Genomic DNA, 22,389 nt, shown 5'->3' with positions numbered 1-22,389 from the left:
GCGGCTTTTTTTTCGCCTGCAGGCGGGAGCGCGCGCCGGCTACGCCCGCGTCGCCCGCTCGACGGCCGCGTCGATCATCTCGGGCGGCCGGCCCGACGATGCGCGAGCGCGGCTTCCATCCGTGGCGCGATCCCGCTCGTCACGCGTCCCGGGGTGCCGTCTCGCCGGCCGCGTAGCGGGCCCACATGCCGTGCAGCGCGTCCTCGAGGTTGCGTGCGAAGCGCGACGCATCGCACAGCGGCGACGCCAGCGCGCGTTCGCGCAGCGTTGCACGCAGCGTCGCCAGCCCGTCGCGGTCGCGCGCGAACGCGACGGCCTTCGCGAGGTACGCATCCTCGTCTTCCGCGATCCAGTCGCCCATGCCCGCCGCGTGCAGCAGGCTTTCGCAAATGTGCGTGACGAACCGGCTGCCCTTCATCCCGAGCACCGGCACGCCCATCCACAGCGCTTCGGCCGTGGTCGTGCCGCCCGGGTACGGAAACGGGCTCAGCGCGATGTCGATGCGGTTATACGCGGCGAAGTACTCCGCACGCGGCGAACCGCCTTCGAGCATCAGCCGATCCGCGCCGATGCCGTGCCGCGCGAAGCGCTCGAGCGTCGCCTGGTTCACGTCGCCGGCACCGAGCTCATGGGCCTTCAGCAGCAGGCGTGCGTCCGGCAGTGCGTGCAGGATGCGCGACCACAGCGCGACGACCTCGTCGCTGATCTTGATCAGCTTGCCGAAGCAGCCGAACGTGACGCCGCCATGAGCCCCCATCGGCAGCGGGCCGACCGCGACATCGTACGGCGGCGGCGTGAAGCACAGGTAGCTGTCGGGCAGCCGCCACGGCCGCTCGGTGAAGTGATGCGCCTCGTCGGCCGGTAGCGTATGCGCATCGCCGATGAAATAGTCGATCGCGCGGCAACCGGTCGTCGCGAAGAAACCGAGCCAGCTCGCCTGCACCGGCGCGGGCTTGTGCCCGAAGATCGGCAAGCCGCTCCAGTTGGTATGGCCTGCCATATCGATCAGGATGTCGATGCCGTCGTCGCGAATCAGTTGCGCGGCCTCCTCGCGGCCCAGGCTGACCACCTTCTTCCAGCTCGCGAAGTTCGGCCTGAGCCGCGCGGTCACGTCGTCCTCGCCGACGAAGGTCACATAGGCATGCGGCTCGATGCGCGACCGGTCGATCCGCGCGAGCACGCTTTCAAGGAAGATGCCGACCGGGTGCTGCCGCAGGTCGCCCGACACGAAGCCGACGCGCAGCGGCCGCCCCTGCGCCTGCGCGACGCGCTGCGCGCGGTCGTGCTCGAACGGATGCGCGTCGCGCTCGAGATGCTCGCCGTAGCGGCGCGCTTCAGCGACCCACTCCTGCGGCTCGAACGCGGGTGAGCTCGACATGTTGAACAGCATCCGCGAGTACGCGCGATGCAGGTCGTGCCGGATCGCCGAGCGGAACGCATCCAGCGCGCCGGCGAGATCCCCTTTCGCCCACAGGATGTCGCCGAGCGTCATCTGGACCTTCAGCGGATCGATGCCGAGCGCCCTCGCGATCTCGGTGTGCTTCATCGCCTCGTCGAGCTTCTCGAGCCGAAACAGCGCGGCGGCGAGGTTGTGATGCGCGTCGGCATCGTCCGGGTTCAAGTCGATCGCATGCCGGTGGCTCAACTCCGCGGCGGCCAGCAAGTTGAGGTTGTGATACGCGAAGCCAAGGAAGTTGTATGCGTCGGCCAGTTCGGGATCGAGCTCGATCGCACGCCGGCACACCTTCACCGCCTGCCCGTATTCGCCCTGCTGGTTGCGCAAATCGCCGAGCCACGCCCATGCCTGTGCATGCGCGGGGTCGATCGCGACCGCCTGCTCGAGCAGTTCGAGCGCCTTGTCGAAATCGCCGATGCGCTGCAGCAACCTTGCCAGCACGCAGTGCGCGTCCGCGTCGCCCGGATCGAGCCCCTCGCGCGCATGGTCGATCGCGCCTTGCAGATCGCCGGCCGCGCGCAGCGTCGCGCTCAGCCCCCGGTGCGCGACACGGAAGCCCGGTTGCAGCGCGATGGCGCGACGATAGGCATCCGCAGCATCGTCGAATTTCTCCTGCGCATGCAGCGCGTTGCCGAGATTGCAGTACGCATCCGCGTACTGCGGCTGGTGCGCGACGGCCTTGGCGTAGCTCGCGGCCGCCGCTTCGTGCTCGCCCAGGTCCTGCAGCGCGTTGCCGAGATTGTTGTACGCCTCCGCGTAACCGGGGCGCAGCTCGATCGCGCGCGCGCAGCTCTGCATCGCGGCCGCCGGCTCGCGTGCGTCACGCAACGCGTTGCCGAGGTTGTTGTGCGCCTCCGGATAGTCCGGTCGCAGCCCCACCGCGCGCCGGTAGTGCACGATCGCGTCGTCGAGCCGGCCGCTTTCGCGCAGCATGTTGCCCAGGTTGTTGAAGTACGACGCATCCGGCCGCTCGACGAGCGATTGCTCCATCAGCGCGAGCCCCGCGTCGTACTGCTTCAGCTGGCATGCCAGCAGCCCGAGGAAATGCAGTGCATCCGGCTGGCCCGGCTGCGCGGTGAGGATCGCGTCGTACAGTGTCTTCGCTTCCGCGAGACGCCCCGCCTGATGATGCGCGAGCGCGGACTGCAGCGTGTCGTGGATATCGTTCATGCTTCCTGCTCCGGGTTCGTATAGCGTTGCCACATGGCGAGGAACGCCGCTTCGAGATGCGCCGCGAACCGGCGCGCGTCGCACAACGGCGACGCGAGCAGCTGCGCACGCAGGCTCGCGCGCAGCGCCGCGAGGCGCTCGCGATCGTGCACTGCCGCGATCGCCTTCGCGACATAGCCGTCCTCGCCGTCAGCGACCCATTCGCCCATGCCCGCCGCGTGCAGCACGCTTTCGCAGATGTGCGTGACAAAGCGCCCGCCCTTCATGCCGAGCACCGGCACACCCATCCACAGCGCTTCGGCCGTGGTCGTGCCGCCCGGGTACGGGAACGGGCTCAGCGCGACGTCGATGCGGTTGTATGCGCCCAAGTATTCCGCGCGCGGCGAACCGCCCTCGAGGATCAGCCGGTCCGCGTCGATGCCATGCCGCGCGAAGCGCGCGGCGGTCGTGTCGCGCACGCCCTCGCGACTAAGTTCGTGCGCCTTGAGCAGCAGCCGCGCGTTCGGCAGCGCGTGCAGGATGCGCGACCATGCGCGCACGACGTCGTCGCCGATCTTCACGAGCTGGCCGAAGCAACCTAACGTCGGATGGCCGCTCGCCGCCATCGGCAACGGGCCGACCTCGACGTCGCAGGCCGGCGGCGTGAAGCACAGGAAGCTGTCCGGCAGCCGCCACGGCTTCTCGACGAAGTGATGCGCTTCGGCGTCCGGCAGCGTGTAGCGGTCGCCGATGAAGTAGTCGATCGCGTCGCAGCCGGTCGATGCGAAGAAACCGAGCCAGCTCGCCTGCACCGGCGCGGGTTTCCAGCCGAACACCGGGAGCCCGCTCGACTGCGTATGGCCGGCGAGGTCGACGAGAACGTCGACTTCGTCGTCGTGAATCATCCGCGCGGCCACGTCCGGACCCAGCGCGGCGATCGAGCGCCAGCCGTTCGCGTGCGGCTTCAGTTTCGCGGTGATCGCGTCCTCCTCGTCCGTGGTCACGTACACGCGCAGGTCGATGCGCGTGCGCTCGAGATGCGCGAGCACGCTTTCCAGGAAGATCCCGACCGGGTGCAGGCGCAGGTCGCCGGACACGAAGCCGACGCGCAGCGGCCGCCCTTGCGCGCGCGCGTCCCGCTCGCGCGGATCGTGCACATGGCGCGTCGAACGCCCGGCCAGGTGCCGGCCGTAGCGCCGCGCGTCGGCCAGATAGTCGGCGGGGTTCACGCAAGCGGACGCCGCCGCGCTGAACAGCAGCCGGTTCAGCACGGTCGCCGCCACGTCGTCGGCATCGTCGCGCACCAGCGCGAGCGCGTCGCGATAGGCCTGGACCGCGGCATCGACGTTGCCCTGCGCGCGCAGGATGTCGCCGAGATTGACGTGCATCAACACGGCCGGCGGACCGGCCTGCAACGCCTGCCGGCAATACACGAGCGCCTCGTCGAGCCGCTGCAGCTTCAGCAGCACGACGGACAGGTTGTGGCATGCGCCGGCGTCCGCCGGATTGAGCGCGACGGCCATGCGATGGCTCGCTTGCGCATCCTCGAGCCGGTTCAGTCCGTGATACGCGTTGCCTGCGTGGTTATGTGCGTCGCCGAGGTTCGGCGCGAGCCGGATCGCGTCCTGCGCATGCGCGAGCGCTTCCGCGCAGCGCAGTTGCTTGTGACGCACGGCGCTCAGGTTCGCGTGAGCCATCGCCATCGACGCATCCAGCTCGATCGCGCGGCCGTAATGCGTGGCGGCGCCATCGAGGTCACCCAGGTCCTGCAGCGCGTTGCCGAGATTGTTGTACGCCTCCGCGTAACCGGGGCGCAGCTCGATCGCGCGCGCGCAGCTCTGCATCGCGGCCGCCGGCTCGCGTGCGTCACGCAACGCGTTGCCGAGGTTGTTGTGCGCCTCCGGATAGTCCGGTCGCAGCCCCACCGCGCGCCGGTAGTGCACGATCGCGTCGTCGAGCCGGCCGCTTTCGCGCAGCATGTTGCCCAGGTTGTTGAAGTACGACGCATCCGGCCGCTCGACGAGCGATTGCTCCATCAGCGCGAGCCCCGCGTCGTACTGCTTCAGCTGGCATGCCAGCAGCCCGAGGAAATGCAGTGCATCCGGCTGGCCCGGCTGCGCGGTGAGGATCGCGTCGTACAGCGTCTTCGCTTCCGCGAGACGCCCCGCCTGATGATGCGCGAGCGCCGCCTGCAATGCCTGTCCTGTTCCGTCCATCTCGTCTGTCCTGCTCAATAGGGATGCGGTTCGCGTCGGAAGTCGATCAGCCTGCCGCCGTGCCCGATCATCACGGCCGGCGCCGCAATCCCATCGCGCGCCATCCCGACGACGGCGGCGCGGTGCTCAGCGCGAGGGGCGCCATGTTCCGCTTGCCGCCAACGTGGAAAGGCCCACGCACGTCAAGTCGTGAGCGGCCTCACGCGGATGCGACGTGCTGCGCCCACATGCCGTGCAGTGCGTCCTCGAAGTGGCGCGCGAAGCGGGGCGCGTCGCACAGCGGCGACGCGAGCACCTGCGCACGCAGCGTCGTGCGCAGCGCCGCCAGCTCGGCGGGCTGGCCGACCTGCGCGACGGCCTTCGCGACATACGCGGCGTCGTCGTCCGCGATCCACTCGGGCAGCCGCGCCGAATGCAGCAGGCTCTCGGCGATGTGCGACAGGAAGCGCTCGCCGCGCCGGCACAGCACGGGCACGCCCATCCACAGCGCTTCGGCGGTCGTCGTGCCGCCCGGATACGGGAACGGGCTCAGCATCAGGTCGACACGCCCGTACGCGGCCAGGTATTCGGCGCGCGGCGAGCGGCCTTCGAGGATCAGGCGCTGCGCGTCGATGCCGTGCGCCGCGAAGCGCGCGGCAAGCGCCTGCTGCTCGCGCGGATCGTCGAGATGCTCGGCCTTCACGAACAGCTTCGCGCCCGTGACCGATTGCAGCACGCGCGACCAGACCGCGACGACGTGATCGGTAATCTTCGCGAGCTTGCCGAAATAGCCGAAGGTCGGATGGCCGTTCGCGAGCATCGGCAGCGCGCCGACGTCGACAGGCTCGGCCGGCGGCGTGAAGCACAGATAGCTGTCCGGCAGATGCCACGGCCGTTCGGTGAAATGCGCGGCCTCGGCGGGCGGCAGCACGTGACGGTCGCCGATCACGTAGTCGATCGCGCCCACGCCGGTGCTCGCGAAATAACCGGGCCAGCTCGCCTGCAGCGGCGCCGGCTTCCACGCGAACAGCGGCAGGCGGTTGTAGACCGTGTGGCCCGCCGCGTCGAGCAGCACGTCGATGCGGTCCGCGCGGATACGCGCAGCCGCCGCTTCGTCGCTCAGGCCGGCGATGCTGGTCCATGTCGAGAAGGCCGGCTTGATGCGGGCGGTCACGTCGTCCTCGACGTCGCGCGTCGGGTACGCATGCATCTCGATCCGGTTCGCGTCGAGATGCTTCAGCATGCTCTCGATGAAATAGCCGACCGGATGCGACTTCAGATCGCCCGACACGATGCCGACCTTCAGCGGCCGCCCGACCCGGGGAGCCAGGTCGACGAGCCAGTCCGTCCACGGCTTCGCGCACCGCGTGACGAGTGCGTCGTAGCGCGCGGCCTCGGCGAGATAGGCGTCGTGGTCGAACGCTTCGCTGCAGTGGCTCGCGAACAGCAGGTTGCTGCGCGGCTCCGGCAGTTCGGGGCGCAGCGCGACCGCGTGCCGGTAAGCCTCGAGCGCGGCCGGAATCTCGTTCAGGTCGAACAGCGCATTCGCAAGATTGTTGTAGGCCTGGCCGTTGTCCGGCTTCAGCGCAATGGCCTGGCAGAACGCATCGACGGCCGCGCGGACGTCGCCGGCGAGCCGCAGCGCGTTGCCGAGGTTGTTGTACGCATCGACGTAGTCGGGTCGCAGCTCGATTGCGAGACGGAAGCACTCGACGGCGGCGGCGTGACGGTTGTCCGCCTGCATCACGTTGCCGAGGTTGTAGTAGTACATCGCGTCCGGCCGGATCTCGATCGCCGCCATGATCAGGTCGGATGCCTCCTGATAGCGCCCGTACTGATGGCCGATCAGGCCGAGGAGGTGAAGCGCGTCCGCGTGCCGGGGATCGGTGTCAAGGATCTGCCGGTACAGCGTCTCGGCCTCTTCCAGCCGTTCGGCCTGATGGTGCGCCAGCGCCTGTTCGATCGTGGCGGCGGCGGGGGAGGTGGGCATCATGAGCTATGTCGTCCTGGTAGCCAATACGGGATTCGAATCGCGGCCGGCGCCGCTGCGTCGGCACACGCCTTCGCCCGCGGACGCACGCACCGACGGTCTCCGACGTGTCCGAATTCTCCACGCGCACGCCGCGTTCCAATTTGGCGAGCAGATGCTGGAATTGGTCGCTATTCCCACGACTGCAAGCCGCACCCGCGGGCGCCTCGAATTCGCGCCGGACACGCGCGCATCCATCGAAATGCGGGGTGAAACCACCCGCTAATCCGACATTCGATCCTGGCGGCGCTCGCTAGACTTGATCGTAGAAAGATGTCCGACCTGCGACGCCGGGACGGTTGCGCATTCCGATGCCACCGCGCCGACACGCGCTCGTCCGGTCACACCCTTTGTGCCTGGAGCCCTGTGTATGCACGAATCAGCGATCATCACCAACGCAGATGGCGATCAGCTCGCGGCGCGCCGCGAACTGTTCGACCTGATGCAGACCTACCCCGCGACGCGCGAGGAACTGGAACGGTCGCTCGGCCTGTTCGTGCGCGGCTCGCTCCTCGCACGCATTCTCGCGACCTTTGAGATTTATCAAAAAATCGTGCCGCTGCCGGGCGCGATCCTCGATCTCGGCACGTGGCGCGGGCAGACCGCCGTGCTGTGCGAGAACTTCCGCGCGATTCTCGAGCCGCTGAACTTCCAGCGCCGGATCCACGCATTCGATACGTTCACGGGCTACACGGGCTTCGCCGAGCACGACGCGCGCGACCGCAAGCTGTTCTCCGACGGCACGTACTCGCTGTCCGGCGAGTACGCCGACCTGCTGCGCAAGCTGCTGAACCTGCACGAGCGCAGCAACGCGATGGGACACGTGCATGACAAGCACCACGTGTGGGAAGGCGACTGCCGCGACACGCTGGCGGCGTTCGACGAAGCGCATCCCGGCGAGATGGTCGCGCTCGCGTGGTTCGACCTGAACGTGATCGAGCCGACCCGGCACGCGTTCGACGCGGTGATGGAGCGGCTGGTGCCCGGCGGCGTCGTCGCGTTCTGGCAGCTCACCCGCGGCGGCCAGCTGCCCGCGGAAGGCGTCCATTACCTGCGCGACCTGCTCGGCAACCGTCCGCACCAGATCCACAAGGCTGCAGCCTATCCGTCGCTCTGCTACCTGTCATTCCCGGAAGGTGGGGGCACACGCAAATGAAAATCGCAATCCTCGGCAACGGCATTCTCGGCCTGATGACGGCCCGCGCATGGCAGCAGGCCGACGCGGGCGTCGAACTCGTGATCGTCGGCCACGCGCATCGGCCCGGCTCGGCCACGCGCGCTGCGGCGGCGATGCTCAATTCGTTCACCGAGCTGGAAGGCGACTCGCTCGGCACGCCGATCGACCGCTTCAAGTTCGAGCTGAGCCGCGGCGCGACGGCGGCCTGGCCCGCCGTATTCGCTGAAATCTGCACGCCCGAGCGCGCGGTCGCGCACGGCTTCGGCACCTTCGTGCTGAACAACGCGGCGACCGACGCGCTCGACGACGAGAACTTCGCGGCCATGCAACGGTTCTGCCGCGAATTCGAGGAGCCCTGCGAGGCGGTCGATCCGTCAGGCATCCCGAACTATCATCCGGACCCGCGCTATCGCGCGCTGAAGGCGGTCTTCCTGAAGCGCGAAGGCTGGGTCAATCCGAAACAGTTTCTCGACGCGCTGAGCGCGTCGGTCGCGCAAGCCGGCAACGTGCGCTTCATCGACGCCGAGGTCGAGCGGCTCGACACCGCGGCCGGACGCGTCACCGGGGCGCGCCTGTCCGATGGCAGCGTGCTCGGCGCGGACCGCTTCATTCTCTGCAACGGCGCCAACGTGACGCGCGTGCTGCAGGCGAGCCTGCCCGATCTGCCGGTGCAGCGGATGTTCTACGGCATCGGCATGTCGATCGAACTGCAGAGCACGGAGAACGTGCACACGCACTGCGTGCGCACGACCAACCGCGGCCTCGCGTGCGGTGTGTATTCGGCGCCGTACGGGCCTGACCGGACTCTCGTCGGCGCCAGCAACTACATCAGCCCGGTGCCGCACGAGCACGGCCACGCCGGCAGCGCGTACACGCTGCTCAAGTCCGCGATGGACCAGATCAACACCCGCTTCTCGCGCGCGAACCTGGTCAACGTCAACGTCGGCTGGCGACCGACGACGTCCGACCTGTATCCGCTGTTCGGCGAAACCAGCGTGCGCGACCTGTGGATTCTCGGCGGCACCAAGCGCGACGGTTTCCACCTGTCGCCGGTGCTGTGCCGCGATCTCGTCGCGGCGATGCGCGGCGAGCCGATCGATCCGCGCTACGCGGAACTCGCGCCCGAACGCCCGCTGATCCGCAACATGACGCGCGAGGCCGCGATCGCGAAGACGGTACGCCATCAGATCAATGCCGCGTACCAGCACGACTTCGTACCGGCGCGCAACCGCATGGTCGAACAGCTTCGGAACGCGATGCGCGCGGATTTGGAGGCGCTGCACGACAAGCTGGGCGCAACGGACTGGGGCATTCCGCCCGAGCTCGTCGACATGTACCGGTACGGTCACATTCCGGCATGAGCGGTGCGACCATGAACCGCGACGCGAAGCGGGTGGCGATCGTGCAGTCCAACTACATTCCGTGGAAGGGCTACTTCGACCTGATCGCCGCCAGCGACGAGTTCATCCTCTACGACGACGCGCAGTACACGCGCCGCGACTGGCGCAACCGCAACCAGATCAAGACGCCGCAGGGCGTGCAATGGCTGAGCGTGCCGGTGAAGGTGAAGGGCAAGTATCACCAGTCGATCCGCGAAACCGAAATCGACGGCGCCGACTGGGCGCCGCTGCACTGGAAGGCCCTGCAGCAGAACTACGCGCGCGCACCGCACTTCGCGCGCTATGCGGACGAGCTCGAAGCGCTCTACACCGGTCGCACCTACGGGATGCTGAGCGAGCTGAATTTCGCGATGCTGACGTGGGTCCTGCGGCAACTGGAGATCGGCACGCGCGTGTCGTCGACGTCGGACTATGCGCTCCACGGCGACCGCACCGAGAAGCTGCTGAACCTGTGCGTGCAGGCGGGCGCGTCCGAGTACCTGTCCGGCCCGGCCGCGCGCAGCTACCTCGACGAGAACCTGTTCGCCGATGCCGGCGTCGCGGTGCGCTGGTTCGACTATCCGAGCTATCCCGAGTATCCGCAGCAGTGGGGCGACTTCGTCCACGGCGTGACCGTGCTCGACGTGCTGTTCAACTGCGGTCCCGAAGCGCGTCGGTACGCGCTGACCTCGAAAGACTGAGGCGATGTCCATGAGCGAATCCCGGCATGCGAGCCTGCTGGAAGAAGTGGCCGCGTACTACAGCGCGCGGCTGGCGGAGCACGGCGCGACCGCGCGCGGCGTCGACTGGAACGGCGAAACCAGCCAGTTCCTGCGCTTCGAACAACTGACGAAGATCCTGCCCGAGCCCGGCGGCCACTCGGTAAACGACATCGGCTGCGGCTACGGCGCGCTGGTCGATTTCCTGAAGGCGCGTGCGCTACCGGACGGCTTCGCGTATGCGGGCTACGACATCTCGTCCGATATGGTCGACGCCGCGCGGCAGCGCTATCGCGAAGACGCGAACGTCGCATTTCATGTCGGCGCGGTGCCGCAGGCCGCGTCGGACTACGGGATCGCATCCGGCATCTTCAACGTCAGGCGCGGTCACGGCGACGACGCATGGCTCGACTACATCCACGCGACGCTCGACACGCTGCACGCGACGAGCCGACTGGGCTTCGCGTTCAACTGCCTGACGTCGTATTCCGATCCGCCGTTCATGCGCCCGGACCTCCTGTACTACGCGGATCCGTGCGCGCTGTTCGATCGCTGCAAGCGCCGCTATTCGCGTCACGTCGCGCTGCTGCACGACTACGGCCTGTACGAATTCACGATTCTCGTCCGCAAGGACATCTGAGCGGCGCCGCGCGCGAGCCGCGCGGCCGAACGTCCCCCTTACTGCGGAGCCTGACCATGTTCGGCCCACCCAATCTCGACGTCATTCCGTTCGGCCGCCCGTTCGTGGTCGGCAAGGAGCTCTACTACATCGCGAAAGCGGTCGAGCAGGGCGGCCTCGCCGGCGACCAGGCGTTCACGAAGCTCTGCCACCGCTGGCTGGAAGCGCGCATCGGCTGCCAGCGCGCGCTGCTCACGCACTCGTGCACGGCCGCGCTCGAGATGGCCGCGATCCTCGCCGACGTGCAGCCCGGCGACGAAGTGATCATGCCGTCCTACACGTTCGTGTCGACCGCCAACGCGTTCGTGCTGCGCGGCGCGACGCCGGTGTTCGTCGACATCCGCCGCGACACGCTGAACCTTGACGAGACGCAGATCGCCGCCGCGATCACCAAGCGCACGCGCGCGATCGTGCCGGTGCACTACGCGGGCGTCGCATGCGACATGGACGTGATCGGGCAGCTCGCGGCGGACCACGACCTGTGGGTGATCGAGGATGCCGCTCAGGCGCTGCAGTCGTCGTGGAACGGCAAGCCGCTCGGCAGCCTCGGCCACCTCGCGTGCCTCAGCTTCCACGAGACCAAGAACGTGATCTCGGGCGAAGGCGGCGCGCTGCTGGTCAACGACCCGCGCCTCGTCGAGCGCGCGGAGATCATCCGCGAGAAGGGCACCAACCGCAGTCAGTTCTTCCGCGGGCAGGTGGACAAGTACACATGGGTCGACGTCGGCTCGTCGTTCCTGCCGGGCGAGCTGATCGCGGCGTTCCTGTACGCGCAGTTCGAGCACGCGGACGTGATCACCGCGCAGCGGCGCGCGACCGTGCAGCGCTACCAGGACGCGCTGCGGCCGCTGCACGCGGACGGGCTGATCGAGTTGCCCGCGATTTCGCTCGCCGAGCGCGGCAACGGCCACATGTTCTATTTCCTCGCACGCGACCTCGCCGAACGCACCGAGCTGCTGCAGCAGATCCGCGCGGTGGGCGTGAACGCGGTGTTCCACTACGTGCCGCTGCACAGTTCGCCGGCCGGGCAGCGCTATGGGCGCTGCGGGTCCGGCATGGCGGTGACGGACCTCGTCGCCGACCGGCTCGTCCGGCTGCCGCTGTACCACGACATGACCGAAGCCGAACAGGATCGCATCCTCGACGTGGTCTTCGATTTCTACCGCACCCGATAACGATGACGACTCCCAAACCCGGCCTGGCGCACGGCGGTTCGCGCATTTTTACGCGACTCGGCCACCCGTACTACATCCTCGCGCCGAATTTTCGGCAAACCTCCGGCGGGATCCGCGCGATGCACTATCTGTGCCACGTGCTGAACCTGCTCGGCCAGGAAGCGTACGTCTGCACGCCGGTCGTGCATCCTGACCTGCGCACGCCGCCGCTGACCGACAACATCGTGCAGGCGCACGCCCGCGCGAATCGCAGCCCGATCGTCGTCTACCCGGACGTCGTCACCGGCAATCCGTTCAACGCGCGCTGCGTCGTACGCTATCTGCTGGCCGAGCCCGGCCGCATCAACGGCGAACCGATTACCCTGCAGCCGAACGACCTCATCTTCACGTTCGGGCCGTCGCTGGTGCCCGAAGAATGGAAGGCGGACCTGCTGCGCATACCGCTGGTCGACACGCGCATCTTCAACAGCGACGGTGTCGATGACGCACGCCGCAACGGCACGGCCGTCTTCATCAATCGCCACCTGCGGCGCGGCGGCACGCTGCATCCGGTCACCGCCGAGTCGATCGAAATCTCGACCCGCGTGCCGGAACGTTCGGCGCACGAACTCGCGGCGCTGTTCCGACAGGTCGAGTGCGTGTACATGTACGAATGGTCCACCGCCGTGTTCGAAGCGCTGCTGTGCGGCTGCCCGGTCGTGTGCATCATGAATGACGCGTCGCTGTCGGAGCCGACCCGGTGGGTGATGGACGGCAAGGGCATCGCGTGGGGGCTCGACGAACACGAGATCGCGCACGCGAAGGCCACCGTTCACGAAGCGCGCAGCGTCTACCTGAAGGAAGAGGACGCGTTCTGGCAGCAGCTGCAGAACTTCGTCGAGCGAACCCAGGCACACGCGGACAAGCTGGATGCGCAGGCCGTCGCGACGGGCGCCGCCGCCCAAGGACAGCCCGCGTCCGCGCCGCGCTCGTGCATCGCGGTCGTCACCGCCGAACCGGCCGACCACGCGCGCACCAGCCTGCGCTTCGCGCAGCCGTTCGCGCGGCTGGACCGCGAATGGGCACTGACGTTCCCTGTCACGCCGGCCGGCATCGATCCCGACGCGCTGCAGCGCGCTGACCTGATCGTGCTGCAGGGCGACACGCCGGGCCTGCTGTCCCCCGCCACGCTGGAACACCTGTTCTCGCTCGGCAAGCCGGTCGTCCTCGAGATCGACGCGCCGCTCGACACGCTGCTCGCCGACATCCCCGGCGCGGCCGACAACGCGCGCCGCAAGGCCGGCATCCGCAGCGCCGTGCAGCGTGCGCATGCGCTCGTCGTGCCGTCGGAAGCGCTGGTGCGGCAGTACCGTCATGTCAACGCATCGGTCCACGTGCTGCCGACCGGCGTCGATCTCGAGCGTCTGCACCGCGCGGCGCCCGGCGTGCGCGACCACGTAAACCTCGCGGTTTCCGGCACCGGTCTCGACCGCGTGCGTCTCGAGCAGGTCCGCCACGCGCTGGCCGAGCTCCGCCGCCGGTTTCCGGGGAAGCTCCGGGTGTCGTTTGTCGGCGCGGCGCTGCCGGCCGGCTGGGACCGCGAACCGGACGTCACGCTGATCGCGGAGCCTGCCCCTTACGACAGCTACGCCGACGCGCTGAAGCGCGCGGACCTCGACATCGCGCTGGTCGCGTCGCCGGTCACGTTGCGCGACGATGCGCCGCCGCGCGCATGGCTCGAATGCTCGGCGGCCGGCGCGGCCACGGTGCTCGTCGCCACGCCGGTGGAAGGTTGCTCGGTTGTCCACGGTCGCACGGGCTGGCTCGTCGCCGACACCGCCGACGCGTGGATCGACGCGATCGCGCACCTGATCGAGCATCCGCAAACCCGCGCGCGACTCGCCGCCGCCGCGCAGGATGCGATCCGTGCGCAGCACGACATCGGCCGCAACGCCGCGCGCCACGGCGTGCTGTACGCGCGGCTGCTCGCGGAGAACCGGACGCGGGCGCCCGTCGCCGCGATTGCGGACGCCGCACCGCGCCGCAAGCGCCTGATCGTGTATTCGATCGATCCGGACACGTGCGCGTCATCGCGAATTCGCCTCACGCTGCCGTTCGGTCTGCTGAACGACGAATGGGAACTCGTCCCGGGCATCCGGGACGGCCAGATCGACAGCAGCGTGCTGGCCACGGCCGACGCCATCCTGCTGCACCGGCTGACGCCCGGCATCCTGACCGGCAACGACCTGTATACGATCTTCAAGCATGAAAAGCCGGTGATCTACGAGACCGACGACCTGCTGACCGACCTGCCGGCCGCGCACCGGCTCGCCGCGCAAGGCGGGATGGCCCGCGCGGGGATCGAGCTCGTGCTGCGCAACGCGGACGCCGTGATCGTATCCACGCCGTTCATCGCCAGCCGCTACCGGCTGTCGCACCCGCGCGTTCACGTGCTGCCCGACAGCGTGGACTTCGACCGGTTCTACCGCCCCGTGACGGCGCGCGGCGACGACTGCGTGACGATCGGCATCGCTGGCGCGTCGCTGCGCGCCGACAACTTCGCGCTCGTCGACGCGGCGCTGCAGGCGATCTGCGCGCGCCATCCCGGCAAGGTGAAGGTGAGTTTCGTCGGCGCGGACGTCCCCCCAGGCTGGGCCGGCCACCCGGACGCCGGGTGCGAGCCCGAGCTTCACGACTACGACGCGCACGCACAACGCCTGCCGGAACGGTGCTGGGACATCGCGCTACTGCCGCTCGCCGACCACGACTACAACGCCGGCACGAGCACGATCCAGTGGCAGGAATACGCGGCGGCCGGCATCGCCTCGATCGTCAGCGACCGGCCAGCCTATCGCCTCGCGCTGCACGACAGCTGCGACGGCCTGCTGGTCCCGGATGAGCCGCAGGCCTGGGTCGACGCGCTCGACCGGCTGATCGCGAACCCGGCGCTGCGCCGCGGGCTCGCGCGCACGGCGCAGGCGAAGGTCCGCAAGCATCACGCGCTACAGCAGGCGCTGCCGCGCTATCGCCATGTGTATCAGCAGTGCATCGACAAAGGCGCTGTCGGCAACCCGCCCGGCCGGCCGGATGCGCCGATCCCCGGCGCGCTGATCCTGGACGCCGAGGGTGACCTCGACAAGGTCCGGCTGAGCCTGCAGGAAATCGCAAGGCGGCCGGAACAGGATCTGCTGGCGGTCGTGCTGACCACGTCGCAGGCGACGCTGCCCGAATGGACCGACAAGGTGCGCTACCTGCACGCGCCCGCGCACGAATACACGGCCACCGTCGAGCAGCTCTGCGCACTGCCGGCGTTCGACTGGACGCTGATCGTCGAGGCGGGCGACGGGCGTGCCGCGCACGCACGAACGCCCGCCGATGCCGCGATCGCATAGTTCGACGCGCGCCGTGCCGCTTGCCTGACGCTGGCGGCCCGGCGCGCTATCCCGGCAGCGCGCCCGGTGCTCAGTTGCTCGAACAGCCGCCGCAACTGCTCGAGCTGCATGAGCTCGACGAACTGCACGAACTCGAACTGCTGCCGTCCCCGGCGCCGGAGTCGGACGAACCGCTCGACCCGCCGGTGTTCACGGCGACGGGCGGCGGCGCCATCAGCACTTTCGAATGCGCGGCCCACACGGTGCCGGCGAGCGCGCCGGCGCCGAACAGCGCGGCCGTCCACAAGAGCCCGTCCGGCGTCGCGCGGTCGCCCCGGCGTTCGTCGCGGTGCGCGGCGAGCGCCGCCTCGCCGCCGCGCGTCATGCCGCCGCGCCCGAAGCCCGGCAGGCGTCCGACCATGAAATGGTACGCGACCATGAACGCCGCCATGAAAATCATCAGCAGCAACACGGGCCGGCCGCGGGTCAGGCCGACCGCGAGCTTCGCCGCGCCCGCGCCGAACACGAGCAGCAGGATCGCGTGCGCGGCCATCCGCGTCGCCCGCATCTCGCCCGGCGCCCAGAGCCAGCCTTTGCGCTGCAACGCTGCGGCGCAGTCGGCTTCGCGCCACGCGAGACGCTGACCGAACGCGTGGCAGCTCGTCTCGCCGCCAGGTTGCCTCCTCAGCCATTCCCAATCGGCGCCATAAGCGCCTGCATGTCGCGGATCGTCGATCCGCACCCGCGCGCCGTGGACCTTGCTCATCCGCAGCTCGATCGCACCGGCATGCGCGAGCGACAGCATCGCGACCTGCGCCATCCGCGCGCCGCCGCCCGCGAGATACGCCGCTTCCTCCGCGCTCAGGTCGGGCGACGATTCGGGGGCACGCGTTCCCCACGCACGGTGACGGTATTCGATCCACTGCAGGCCGGCGATCAGCAGCAGCGCGGCGATGCAGAGCGGCACGTAGAACAATCCGAGAAAGTCCGGCCCAGAGAGGTCCAGCACATTGAAATCGCTCGCGCTCGCGCAGGTCGCCGCGACGCTGATCGCCGCCGTTGGCCACGCGAACTTCGCGAAGCGCCGCCAGAGTCGCGGGCGCGCGGCGGGCGCGCTCGAAGGGCCGTCGCGCAGTGCCGCGCGCTGCACCGGGGCGTCGGCGGGCACGGCCGGCTCGGCCACGGGGCGCGGCCATATCGCTTCGGGCGGCTCGCAGCCGAACAGCCTGCGGTAGCTGTCGAGCGTCTGCCGGTAGTGCCGCGCGTACCGCGCGGCCTCGCCGGGCGCGCCCGCGCCCGGCACGTGATGCAGCGGCGCGCGCAGCACGTCGGCACAGAACACGTCCCAGTATTCGCGCGTGTATTGCAGGTGCAGGTGCCATGCGGCGTCCACCGCGACCGACGGCGTGACCGGATGGCCGGTTACCTGCGCGAGGAACGCGAAGCGCTTGTATTCGTCGAATACGGCCAGCGCGTGGTCATGCGACCAGCCTTCGGCTTCGGCAAGACGCCGGCTGTACGGCAGCGGCGCGTGCGGATCGTCGGGGGAATATGCGCGCAGACGCGCGAGCAGCGCCTGCTGCGCATCGGTCAGCGCGCAGGCAGCGACTGCGGTCGAGGTGGATGGAATGGCAGCCATCGGAGTCGGCGCGATGCGCGGACGGCCGCCGCGATCGACGCTTGGAGTTGTCGGTGCGGGCGATTCTCGCACAATGGGAAAGCGGGGGAATAGCGGGGGAAGCGGTGCGGAAGATGGCGATGCGATACCGTGGGGTGACGCTACGCTTGGCGATTTCAGGAAAACGGATTGGGGAATTCGACGCCTGGAATCAGGCTATTTGGCGCGCCCGGCTGGGATCGAACCAGCAACTCCTGCCTTCGGAGCTTTACCGGCGCACAACACGTCCTTTTAAATCAACGCCTTACGCAACTCGCAAACTGCAAAACCAAGGCTACACAAGGCCAATCAATGCCAAACCAGCTCGTCCAAGCTGCAATTTAGCTGCACCGTCGTTCTCCTCGGACGATTCTTGTTGCCTAGGCCGAGCGGGTCACAAGCGCTGTTCATGCCCCATTAATTGATCGATCGATAGGTCCGGCTCGCGGAAGATGCAGATTTCGTTCACTGTAGATACGTGGCAGAATTGCCCGACGATTGATCGTGCAGTTGCCGATGAACAAGGATTCCTCAGTGGAAGAAATCGACGATCTGCAGAACGCAACCGGCGGGAAGCGGATATTGAACGTCCCGCCTGCTCCCAAGACGCACTTTCCGCGCAACCTGATCGGGCAAGCGGTTTGCGAGCTCCGATTTCCCACCATCTTCGAGATCGAGGACAGGAAGCCGCCGGCAGCGTTCTGGAAGGCCATCAAGCATAGCTTCCCGCTCCACGACGTTCTCAACAACGTGAACGTCGGCCCCAGTTCCGTTGTGCAGGGAAGTGCCCACCAGTTTCGATCCAAGCAAAACCGATGGGTCGCCGTGCTGCGTCCGTCTGCGATAACGCTCGAAACGACGCGCTATTCGTCCTTCGAAGACTTTGAGCAGCAGTTGAAAATTGTTCTCGAAGCGGCCGAGCGTACGATCGATAGCGACTTTTTCACGCGTGTTGGCCTGCGGTACATCAACACGTTGCCGTGTGGAGTCGACCAGATTGACGGCTGGCTGAATGCCTCGCTGGCACGCCCCCTCGCAGACAACATATTCGGGGATGTCAGCGAATACTGGCAGCAGACGCGGGGGGAGACGAATCTGGGCGGATTCCTGTTCCAGCATGGAATCGCTATGGATGCGAAAAATCAGGATCGCCGGCGCTATATCCTGGACTTCGACCTATATCGTGAGGACGTAGACGTGTCCGAAGCGATGGACACTGTTCGTAAGCTTCACGATCTAGAATTCTCATTATTCAGTTGGACGCTCGGCGACAAAGCACGCCAATATTTACAATCAGACCAGGGGACGCAGAAATGACATCTTTGCACTCGGTAAGTGATCAAACCCCGCTCAATGTAGCGCGTGCAATGAACTTGACGACCACTGCACCGATTCCGCAGTCGACCGGCCCACGAGCTCCGTACGTCGATCTCACACCGTTCGTAGCTTCCGAGACCGTTACCCGGCCCGCGCGACGTCAGGCTACGTCGCTCACGTCACATGAGCTACGAGCGCCGGACAGCAGCGATCACTCTACGGTCGAACCCGCTACGGATAATGGTTCTCCGGAAATCGAGACAGTTCGCGACCGACGTTTGCATCTACTCGTGGCAAAGTTTGAAGGCCAAACGACGTATGAAGACGACGCGCGGTTGCACTTGCTGACTGCCCGACTACGTCGGCTTGCCCCTCGAGTGACCGCGGAATCGATGGAAGCGCTCAAATCGGCAGCCGACACAATCGAGAATGCTTCAGCGGAACTCGACGCTATGAAGAGGCGGCTCGGCCTCGCGTGAGTCCATTCAGCTACCCCAAGGTTAGGCATAACCGGACACTGACGCCTGGGCCATACAAGCGGTATCAGTCTTATAAGGATGCCCTGCGCCAGGAGTTCGGAAACAAGTGCGTGTATTGCTGCGCGCCGGATCTTGGCCTGAAACATACTTACGCGGTCGAGCACTATCGCCCCAAAAAAAAGTTTCCGCTTTTCGCGTGTGACTACAAGAACCTCTACTACGCTTGCCCGGCATGCAATACGCACAAGGGCTCCTTCTGGCCGACCCGGAGTCAGCGGCTCAACGGCGAATTCATTCCGAATCCGTGCGACCACGTTATGTTTTCACACCTGCGCTACTCGGGCGGGCAGGTCTATGCACAGTCGCCGACCGGAATCTTCGCTAGTCAAGTTCTCGACTTGAACAGCCCGGGTGCCGTCACCCACCGTCAGGCAATTGAGGCCGCAATCAACGGATTGGAAGGCCAGTTGTCGGACGCGAAAAAATTAATGGCATGGCTCTCCCAGCAGGTGGCATCTGGAAATATCTCCCAGCAGGACCACGATGCTGAAATGAACCGACTGACAACGCTCGCGTCCGGGCTCGAAGCCAACATCAAGCACTTTGGCGGATAAGTTGCCTGCCGAGCCGGTACCGGGGCGAAGTGCAATCTACCCTGCCAGACGGGACGCTCGATAGCACTGCGCCGCTGCTCAATACGGTCGTCGCGACCGAAGGATGGCTGCACCGCTTTGATGTGTCGGATGACCAGCTCAACGCCTACTGGGTGGAGTTGCACAAAACGCCGAAACTGCACGGTCAGTAAAACACTCAATTCACCACCGGCCTACGCAGCAGTCCTGCCCCTTCTTCGGGGACATCTCGTCAAAAAGACTCCACCGCAACAGATTCCAAGAAAGGATTCTCCAGCGTCGGCTCCGGCGCACCCTGCGCTTCGCGGCTGACCAGATTGAAGTCGGCTCGCCAAACCACTGCAAACGTTAGAGCTGGCGCCACAATTGATTGGAAATGCCCTGGCGCGGATTGCTCTTGAGGCACGCCCTGTGTGCTCTCCGCAGCCAAGATGCCCGGTAACCCCTGTACTCCTCCGAATGGCCCAATCCCACCCGCGGGGCCGCCAATCGGCGATTGCGGCGGCGGCGCTACCGGTAAACCCGCTTGTAGCACTCCCAGCAGCCCTCCCTGTGGCACCGACATCGTGGGCAACCATTGCTGTCCCTGCCTCGGAATCTGATATCTGCAGACGAAGTACAGATGGCGCAGGTCTTTGCGCAGGAAAATTGGAGGCCAATAAATCGGCGACTGCAATTGGATATTTGATAGTCCAAATACTGGCGGGCCGGCAGGATCGGACAGCTGTGATAGAGCCACTCGCCAAACGTTGTTCCAAAAGTCCGTAGAACGTGCAAGCAACCCGGACGCAACGATTGGAAGTCGATCGGCGACATCCGGAGGGATATCAGATGCGAGGAAGTTCAATTCACCTGCTAGTGCGTCCGCATTCTTGAGCACCTTAGCGCTAGGAGCTCGCCCTTTTACGTATTCTGTCAACAGATCATCATTGGTCACGAGTATGGCTGTGTCCGTCCCATGAGCCGGAAACCCCTCGCATACCTGAACAAATGTTTCCGCGACGACTGCATCTTTGAAACCTTTTTCCTTTTTCTCGTCGGGATCGAATGGCGGCTGACGCAACCCTCCTGCACTCATTATTCTGTTCCAGTCGACCCGTGACGGGTCACAATCCAGAACCTGGACGTTGAGCTCACTCAGCGCACTCTCAGCCAGCCTTGAAATCTCGGCGTGTACATGCTCCTCCGCACCGACCCAAGTAGTCGAAAAAAGCGTCGGCATCTCCTTCGCAGTGGAGACAACATGTTTCACCTTCTGCCGGAGTTGATACTCGCGTTCGAGCCGGACCATACGCGGGATGGTCCAGCTGATGTTTAACTGGGCATGCAACGGATCGCGAATTACTCTCGAAATGCGAGGCGAGAAAAATTGATCGCCTCGTCCCTCGTGGTAGAGCACGTTCGTGTCCAGCATTACGTGCAGTTTCGCCTTCTTTGCCTGACCGTCCATTTCCTTCCCACGGCGGATAGAGTGTGCCTAATCATATAGCAGTCGCCCCGGCTGAAACCGACACCGGTAGTTGCATTGAGACAGTCCGGCAACGAGATTGCATAATCAAGGCGCATAAAACTGCATAGAAGAATCGGCCCGCCGACCGCCGCGCGGCCCGCGCCAAGCGGCTCCGAGCGCTGGGCGCATGAGTGCATAAAAACCGTTCGTTTTTGCGGGCAGGTGGGGCGGGGTCACAACTGCGCGCGCCGGGTCGTGATCGTCATCCCAGACACAGGGTCCGGCCCTTGGAACGGCGCCCCCGACGCGCCAGGGGACCCGCCACGGCCCTGCGGCAGGCTCGCCCGACCCTGGGGTGCATCCAGGCGGCAGCCGCTCTGAGGCGCCCTAATCCGCCGAGGCGCTGCACGATCGGCAGACGCAAAAAAGCCGCCGGCACCGAAGTGCCCGGCGGCTTTGCTGTGCCAGGTATGCGCTCGGGCGTCAGCCGTTCGGCGTCTCGAAGTCCTTGAAGCGCACGACCTCGACGCCGAGCCAGTCGTTCACCTCGCGCAGCCGTGCCTTCAGTGGTTCGATTTCGAGCTCGTTGAATACCTCGGCCGCGTCATGCACGTTGCCAAACCCGCCCGCGTTCGACGGGATGATCCCCATCAACTGCGGCGGCACGCGGTGCGCCGCGAGCTGGTCCTCGACCGTCACTTTTTTGATGTTCCAGAACTCGTCCTTCGCCGCGACCTCACCGATCGGCAGGAGCTGGATGCCGTCCTTCTTCCCTTTCGGCGCGTACATGAACGGGTTCCGGAAATTGCCCGGCCCCTTCGCGTTCTTCGGCGCCGAGCGAAGGTTATCGACATCCTCCTGCTTCTCGGCCGCGTCGGTCATGTACAGGATGAAGCCGGCGTGGCTCCCGTTCTTGTAGTAGCGCCGGCGAAACAGCGTCGCGCTTTCGTTCAGCCAGGTCGAGTTCAGCGCCGACAGGTATTCGGGTAGCCCGTAAATCTCCTGGTTCAGGTCCGGCTCGTACAGGTGATAGACCGAGCCCTTCGGGAACTCGTACGGCTCCCGCACGTTCGTGACGAACCAGTATTGACCCGGCTCGACGCCGACCCGCGTGTACTTCGCGAGCGACGACTTCAACGCCATCGGCGCGCCGAGCTGGTTCGTGCGCAGCTCGAGGTAGCTGTTCGCGAAGACTAGGTACTCGAGCACGAATCGGCTGAAGTCCGCGCGCGACAGCAGCGGATGCTCAACGTACGACTGCACCAGGATATTGCGCTTCACGTAGATGGCCGAGCTGTGGTGTGGCGCGGCCCGAAACGATCGCGCGAGGCCGTCTAGGGGCAGCGGCGGCTCGTACCAGTTCCCCATCCGCATGCATTCAACATACTCGAGCAGCTCGCGCCGATCCATTACCTCGATCGGATCACCAAACGAGAACACCTCCGTGCGCGGCGTCGGCGCCGGCGTGGATTCGGCGGCCTGCTCGGCACGGCCATGCGTGCGGCGCCCAGCGCCGCGTCGAATCTTGCGTGACATCAGAAAAGCT

General features: G+C 66.5%; 16 protein-coding genes. 10 read left to right on the top strand and 6 right to left on the bottom strand.

The annotated features are described in order from the left end of the window. Positions 1-139: 139 nt before the first annotated feature. From CFB81_RS00770 to CFB81_RS00760, 3 genes are all read right to left on the bottom strand, one after another. A complete protein-coding gene (locus CFB81_RS00770; protein ID WP_089434375.1) occupies positions 140-2,626 on the bottom strand; it encodes a tetratricopeptide repeat protein in 2,487 nt (828 codons plus the stop codon). Beyond that, the gene (locus CFB81_RS00765) at positions 2,623-4,821 is read right to left on the bottom strand and encodes a tetratricopeptide repeat protein (RefSeq protein ID WP_089434374.1); all 2,199 of its coding nucleotides are present in this window, start codon (positions 4,819-4,821) and stop codon (positions 2,623-2,625) included. Before CFB81_RS00765 ends, CFB81_RS00770 begins: the two co-directional genes overlap by 4 nt. 199 nt (positions 4,822-5,020) lie before the next feature. Beyond that, the gene (locus CFB81_RS00760) at positions 5,021-6,793 is read right to left on the bottom strand and encodes a tetratricopeptide repeat protein (RefSeq protein ID WP_089434373.1); all 1,773 of its coding nucleotides are present in this window, start codon (positions 6,791-6,793) and stop codon (positions 5,021-5,023) included. Between CFB81_RS00760 and CFB81_RS00755 the strand changes: the two genes are divergently transcribed. The 7 genes from CFB81_RS00755 (at position 6,792) to CFB81_RS00725 (ending at position 15,329) form a co-directional block, all read left to right on the top strand. Continuing rightward, positions 6,792-7,055, top strand: a complete 264-nt coding sequence (locus tag CFB81_RS00755) for a hypothetical protein (protein ID WP_089434372.1) — start codon at positions 6,792-6,794, stop codon at positions 7,053-7,055. The genes CFB81_RS00760 and CFB81_RS00755 overlap by 2 nt on opposite strands. A gap of 144 nt (positions 7,056-7,199) precedes the next feature. Next, on the top strand, positions 7,200-7,985 hold the full coding sequence (locus tag CFB81_RS00750) for a TylF/MycF/NovP-related O-methyltransferase (RefSeq protein WP_089434371.1): 786 nt from the start codon (positions 7,200-7,202) through the stop codon (positions 7,983-7,985). Then, on the top strand, positions 7,982-9,367 hold the full coding sequence (locus tag CFB81_RS00745) for an FAD-binding oxidoreductase (RefSeq protein WP_089434370.1): 1,386 nt from the start codon (positions 7,982-7,984) through the stop codon (positions 9,365-9,367). The genes CFB81_RS00750 and CFB81_RS00745 overlap by 4 nt, the downstream gene beginning before the upstream one ends. Beyond that, the gene (locus tag CFB81_RS00740; RefSeq protein WP_089434369.1) at positions 9,364-10,086 is read left to right on the top strand and encodes a WbqC family protein; all 723 of its coding nucleotides are present in this window, start codon (positions 9,364-9,366) and stop codon (positions 10,084-10,086) included. Before CFB81_RS00745 ends, CFB81_RS00740 begins: the two co-directional genes overlap by 4 nt. Before the next feature lie 10 nt (positions 10,087-10,096). Continuing rightward, entirely contained in the window at positions 10,097-10,744 is a 648-nt protein-coding gene (locus CFB81_RS00735; RefSeq protein ID WP_089434368.1) for a class I SAM-dependent methyltransferase, read from the top strand. Positions 10,745-10,800: 56 nt separating this feature from the next. Next, positions 10,801-11,958 carry a dTDP-4-amino-4,6-dideoxygalactose transaminase gene (gene rffA, locus CFB81_RS00730; RefSeq protein WP_089434367.1) on the top strand — a complete coding sequence of 386 codons (1,158 nt, stop codon included), beginning with the start codon at positions 10,801-10,803 and terminating at the stop codon, positions 11,956-11,958. Between the two features lie 2 nt (positions 11,959-11,960). Continuing rightward, the gene (locus tag CFB81_RS00725; RefSeq protein WP_089434366.1) at positions 11,961-15,329 is read left to right on the top strand and encodes a glycosyltransferase; all 3,369 of its coding nucleotides are present in this window, start codon (positions 11,961-11,963) and stop codon (positions 15,327-15,329) included. Positions 15,330-15,399: 70 nt separating this feature from the next. Here the strand turns inward: CFB81_RS00725 and CFB81_RS00720 are convergent, their stop codons facing one another. After that, on the bottom strand, positions 15,400-16,947 hold the full coding sequence (locus CFB81_RS00720) for a TIGR04222 domain-containing membrane protein (RefSeq protein WP_089434365.1): 1,548 nt from the start codon (positions 16,945-16,947) through the stop codon (positions 15,400-15,402). Positions 16,948-17,481: 534 nt separating this feature from the next. On the opposite strand from CFB81_RS00720, the gene CFB81_RS00715 reads away from it, so the two are divergent. The 3 genes from CFB81_RS00715 (at position 17,482) to CFB81_RS35985 (ending at position 19,566) form a co-directional block, all read left to right on the top strand. Then, a complete protein-coding gene (locus CFB81_RS00715; RefSeq protein ID WP_143328555.1) occupies positions 17,482-18,282 on the top strand; it encodes a TIGR04255 family protein in 801 nt (266 codons plus the stop codon). Positions 18,283-18,757: 475 nt separating this feature from the next. Beyond that, positions 18,758-19,375 carry an HNH endonuclease gene (locus CFB81_RS35200; protein ID WP_143328554.1) on the top strand — a complete coding sequence of 206 codons (618 nt, stop codon included), beginning with the start codon at positions 18,758-18,760 and terminating at the stop codon, positions 19,373-19,375. Positions 19,376-19,404: 29 nt separating this feature from the next. Further along, complete coding sequence (locus CFB81_RS35985) at positions 19,405-19,566, top strand: hypothetical protein (protein ID WP_179235884.1); 162 nt, start codon at positions 19,405-19,407, stop codon at positions 19,564-19,566. Between the two features lie 59 nt (positions 19,567-19,625). Here the strand turns inward: CFB81_RS35985 and CFB81_RS35195 are convergent, their stop codons facing one another. Both CFB81_RS35195 and CFB81_RS00705 read right to left on the bottom strand, forming a co-directional pair. Continuing rightward, the gene (locus tag CFB81_RS35195; protein ID WP_143328553.1) at positions 19,626-20,843 is read right to left on the bottom strand and encodes a PIN domain-containing protein; all 1,218 of its coding nucleotides are present in this window, start codon (positions 20,841-20,843) and stop codon (positions 19,626-19,628) included. Positions 20,844-21,326: 483 nt separating this feature from the next. Further along, a complete protein-coding gene (locus tag CFB81_RS00705) occupies positions 21,327-22,379 on the bottom strand; it encodes a phage portal protein (protein WP_089434362.1) in 1,053 nt (350 codons plus the stop codon). Between the last annotated feature and the right edge of the window lie 10 nt (positions 22,380-22,389).

This window comes from Burkholderia sp. AU28863 (genome assembly GCF_002223195.1).
GTDB classification, from domain to species: Bacteria; Pseudomonadota; Gammaproteobacteria; order Burkholderiales; family Burkholderiaceae; genus Burkholderia; species Burkholderia sola.
The sequence above is the reverse complement of the archived record's forward strand: the minus strand, read 5'-3'. Positions and strand labels throughout refer to the sequence as shown.

Bases quoted from the DNA above. Each gene is read 5' to 3' on its own strand.
- CFB81_RS00770 (WP_089434375.1), bottom strand. From the start codon at position 2,626: ATGAACGATATCCACGACACGCTGCAGTCCGCGCTCGCGCATCATCAG.
- CFB81_RS00765 (WP_089434374.1), bottom strand. From the start codon at position 4,821: ATGGACGGAACAGGACAGGCATTGCAGGCGGCGCTCGCGCATCATCAG.
- CFB81_RS00755 (WP_089434372.1), top strand. From the start codon at position 6,792: ATGAGCTATGTCGTCCTGGTAGCCAATACGGGATTCGAATCGCGGCCG.
- CFB81_RS00760 (WP_089434373.1), bottom strand. From the start codon at position 6,793: ATGATGCCCACCTCCCCCGCCGCCGCCACGATCGAACAGGCGCTGGCG.
- CFB81_RS00750 (WP_089434371.1), top strand. From the start codon at position 7,200: ATGCACGAATCAGCGATCATCACCAACGCAGATGGCGATCAGCTCGCG.
- CFB81_RS00745 (WP_089434370.1), top strand. From the start codon at position 7,982: ATGAAAATCGCAATCCTCGGCAACGGCATTCTCGGCCTGATGACGGCC.
- CFB81_RS00740 (WP_089434369.1), top strand. From the start codon at position 9,364: ATGAGCGGTGCGACCATGAACCGCGACGCGAAGCGGGTGGCGATCGTG.
- CFB81_RS00735 (WP_089434368.1), top strand. From the start codon at position 10,097: ATGAGCGAATCCCGGCATGCGAGCCTGCTGGAAGAAGTGGCCGCGTAC.
- rffA (WP_089434367.1), top strand. From the start codon at position 10,801: ATGTTCGGCCCACCCAATCTCGACGTCATTCCGTTCGGCCGCCCGTTC.
- CFB81_RS00725 (WP_089434366.1), top strand. From the start codon at position 11,961: ATGACGACTCCCAAACCCGGCCTGGCGCACGGCGGTTCGCGCATTTTT.
- CFB81_RS00720 (WP_089434365.1), bottom strand. From the start codon at position 16,947: ATGGCTGCCATTCCATCCACCTCGACCGCAGTCGCTGCCTGCGCGCTG.
- CFB81_RS00715 (WP_143328555.1), top strand. From the start codon at position 17,482: ATGAACAAGGATTCCTCAGTGGAAGAAATCGACGATCTGCAGAACGCA.
- CFB81_RS35195 (WP_143328553.1), bottom strand. From the start codon at position 20,843: ATGGACGGTCAGGCAAAGAAGGCGAAACTGCACGTAATGCTGGACACG.
- CFB81_RS00705 (WP_089434362.1), bottom strand. From the start codon at position 22,379: ATGTCACGCAAGATTCGACGCGGCGCTGGGCGCCGCACGCATGGCCGT.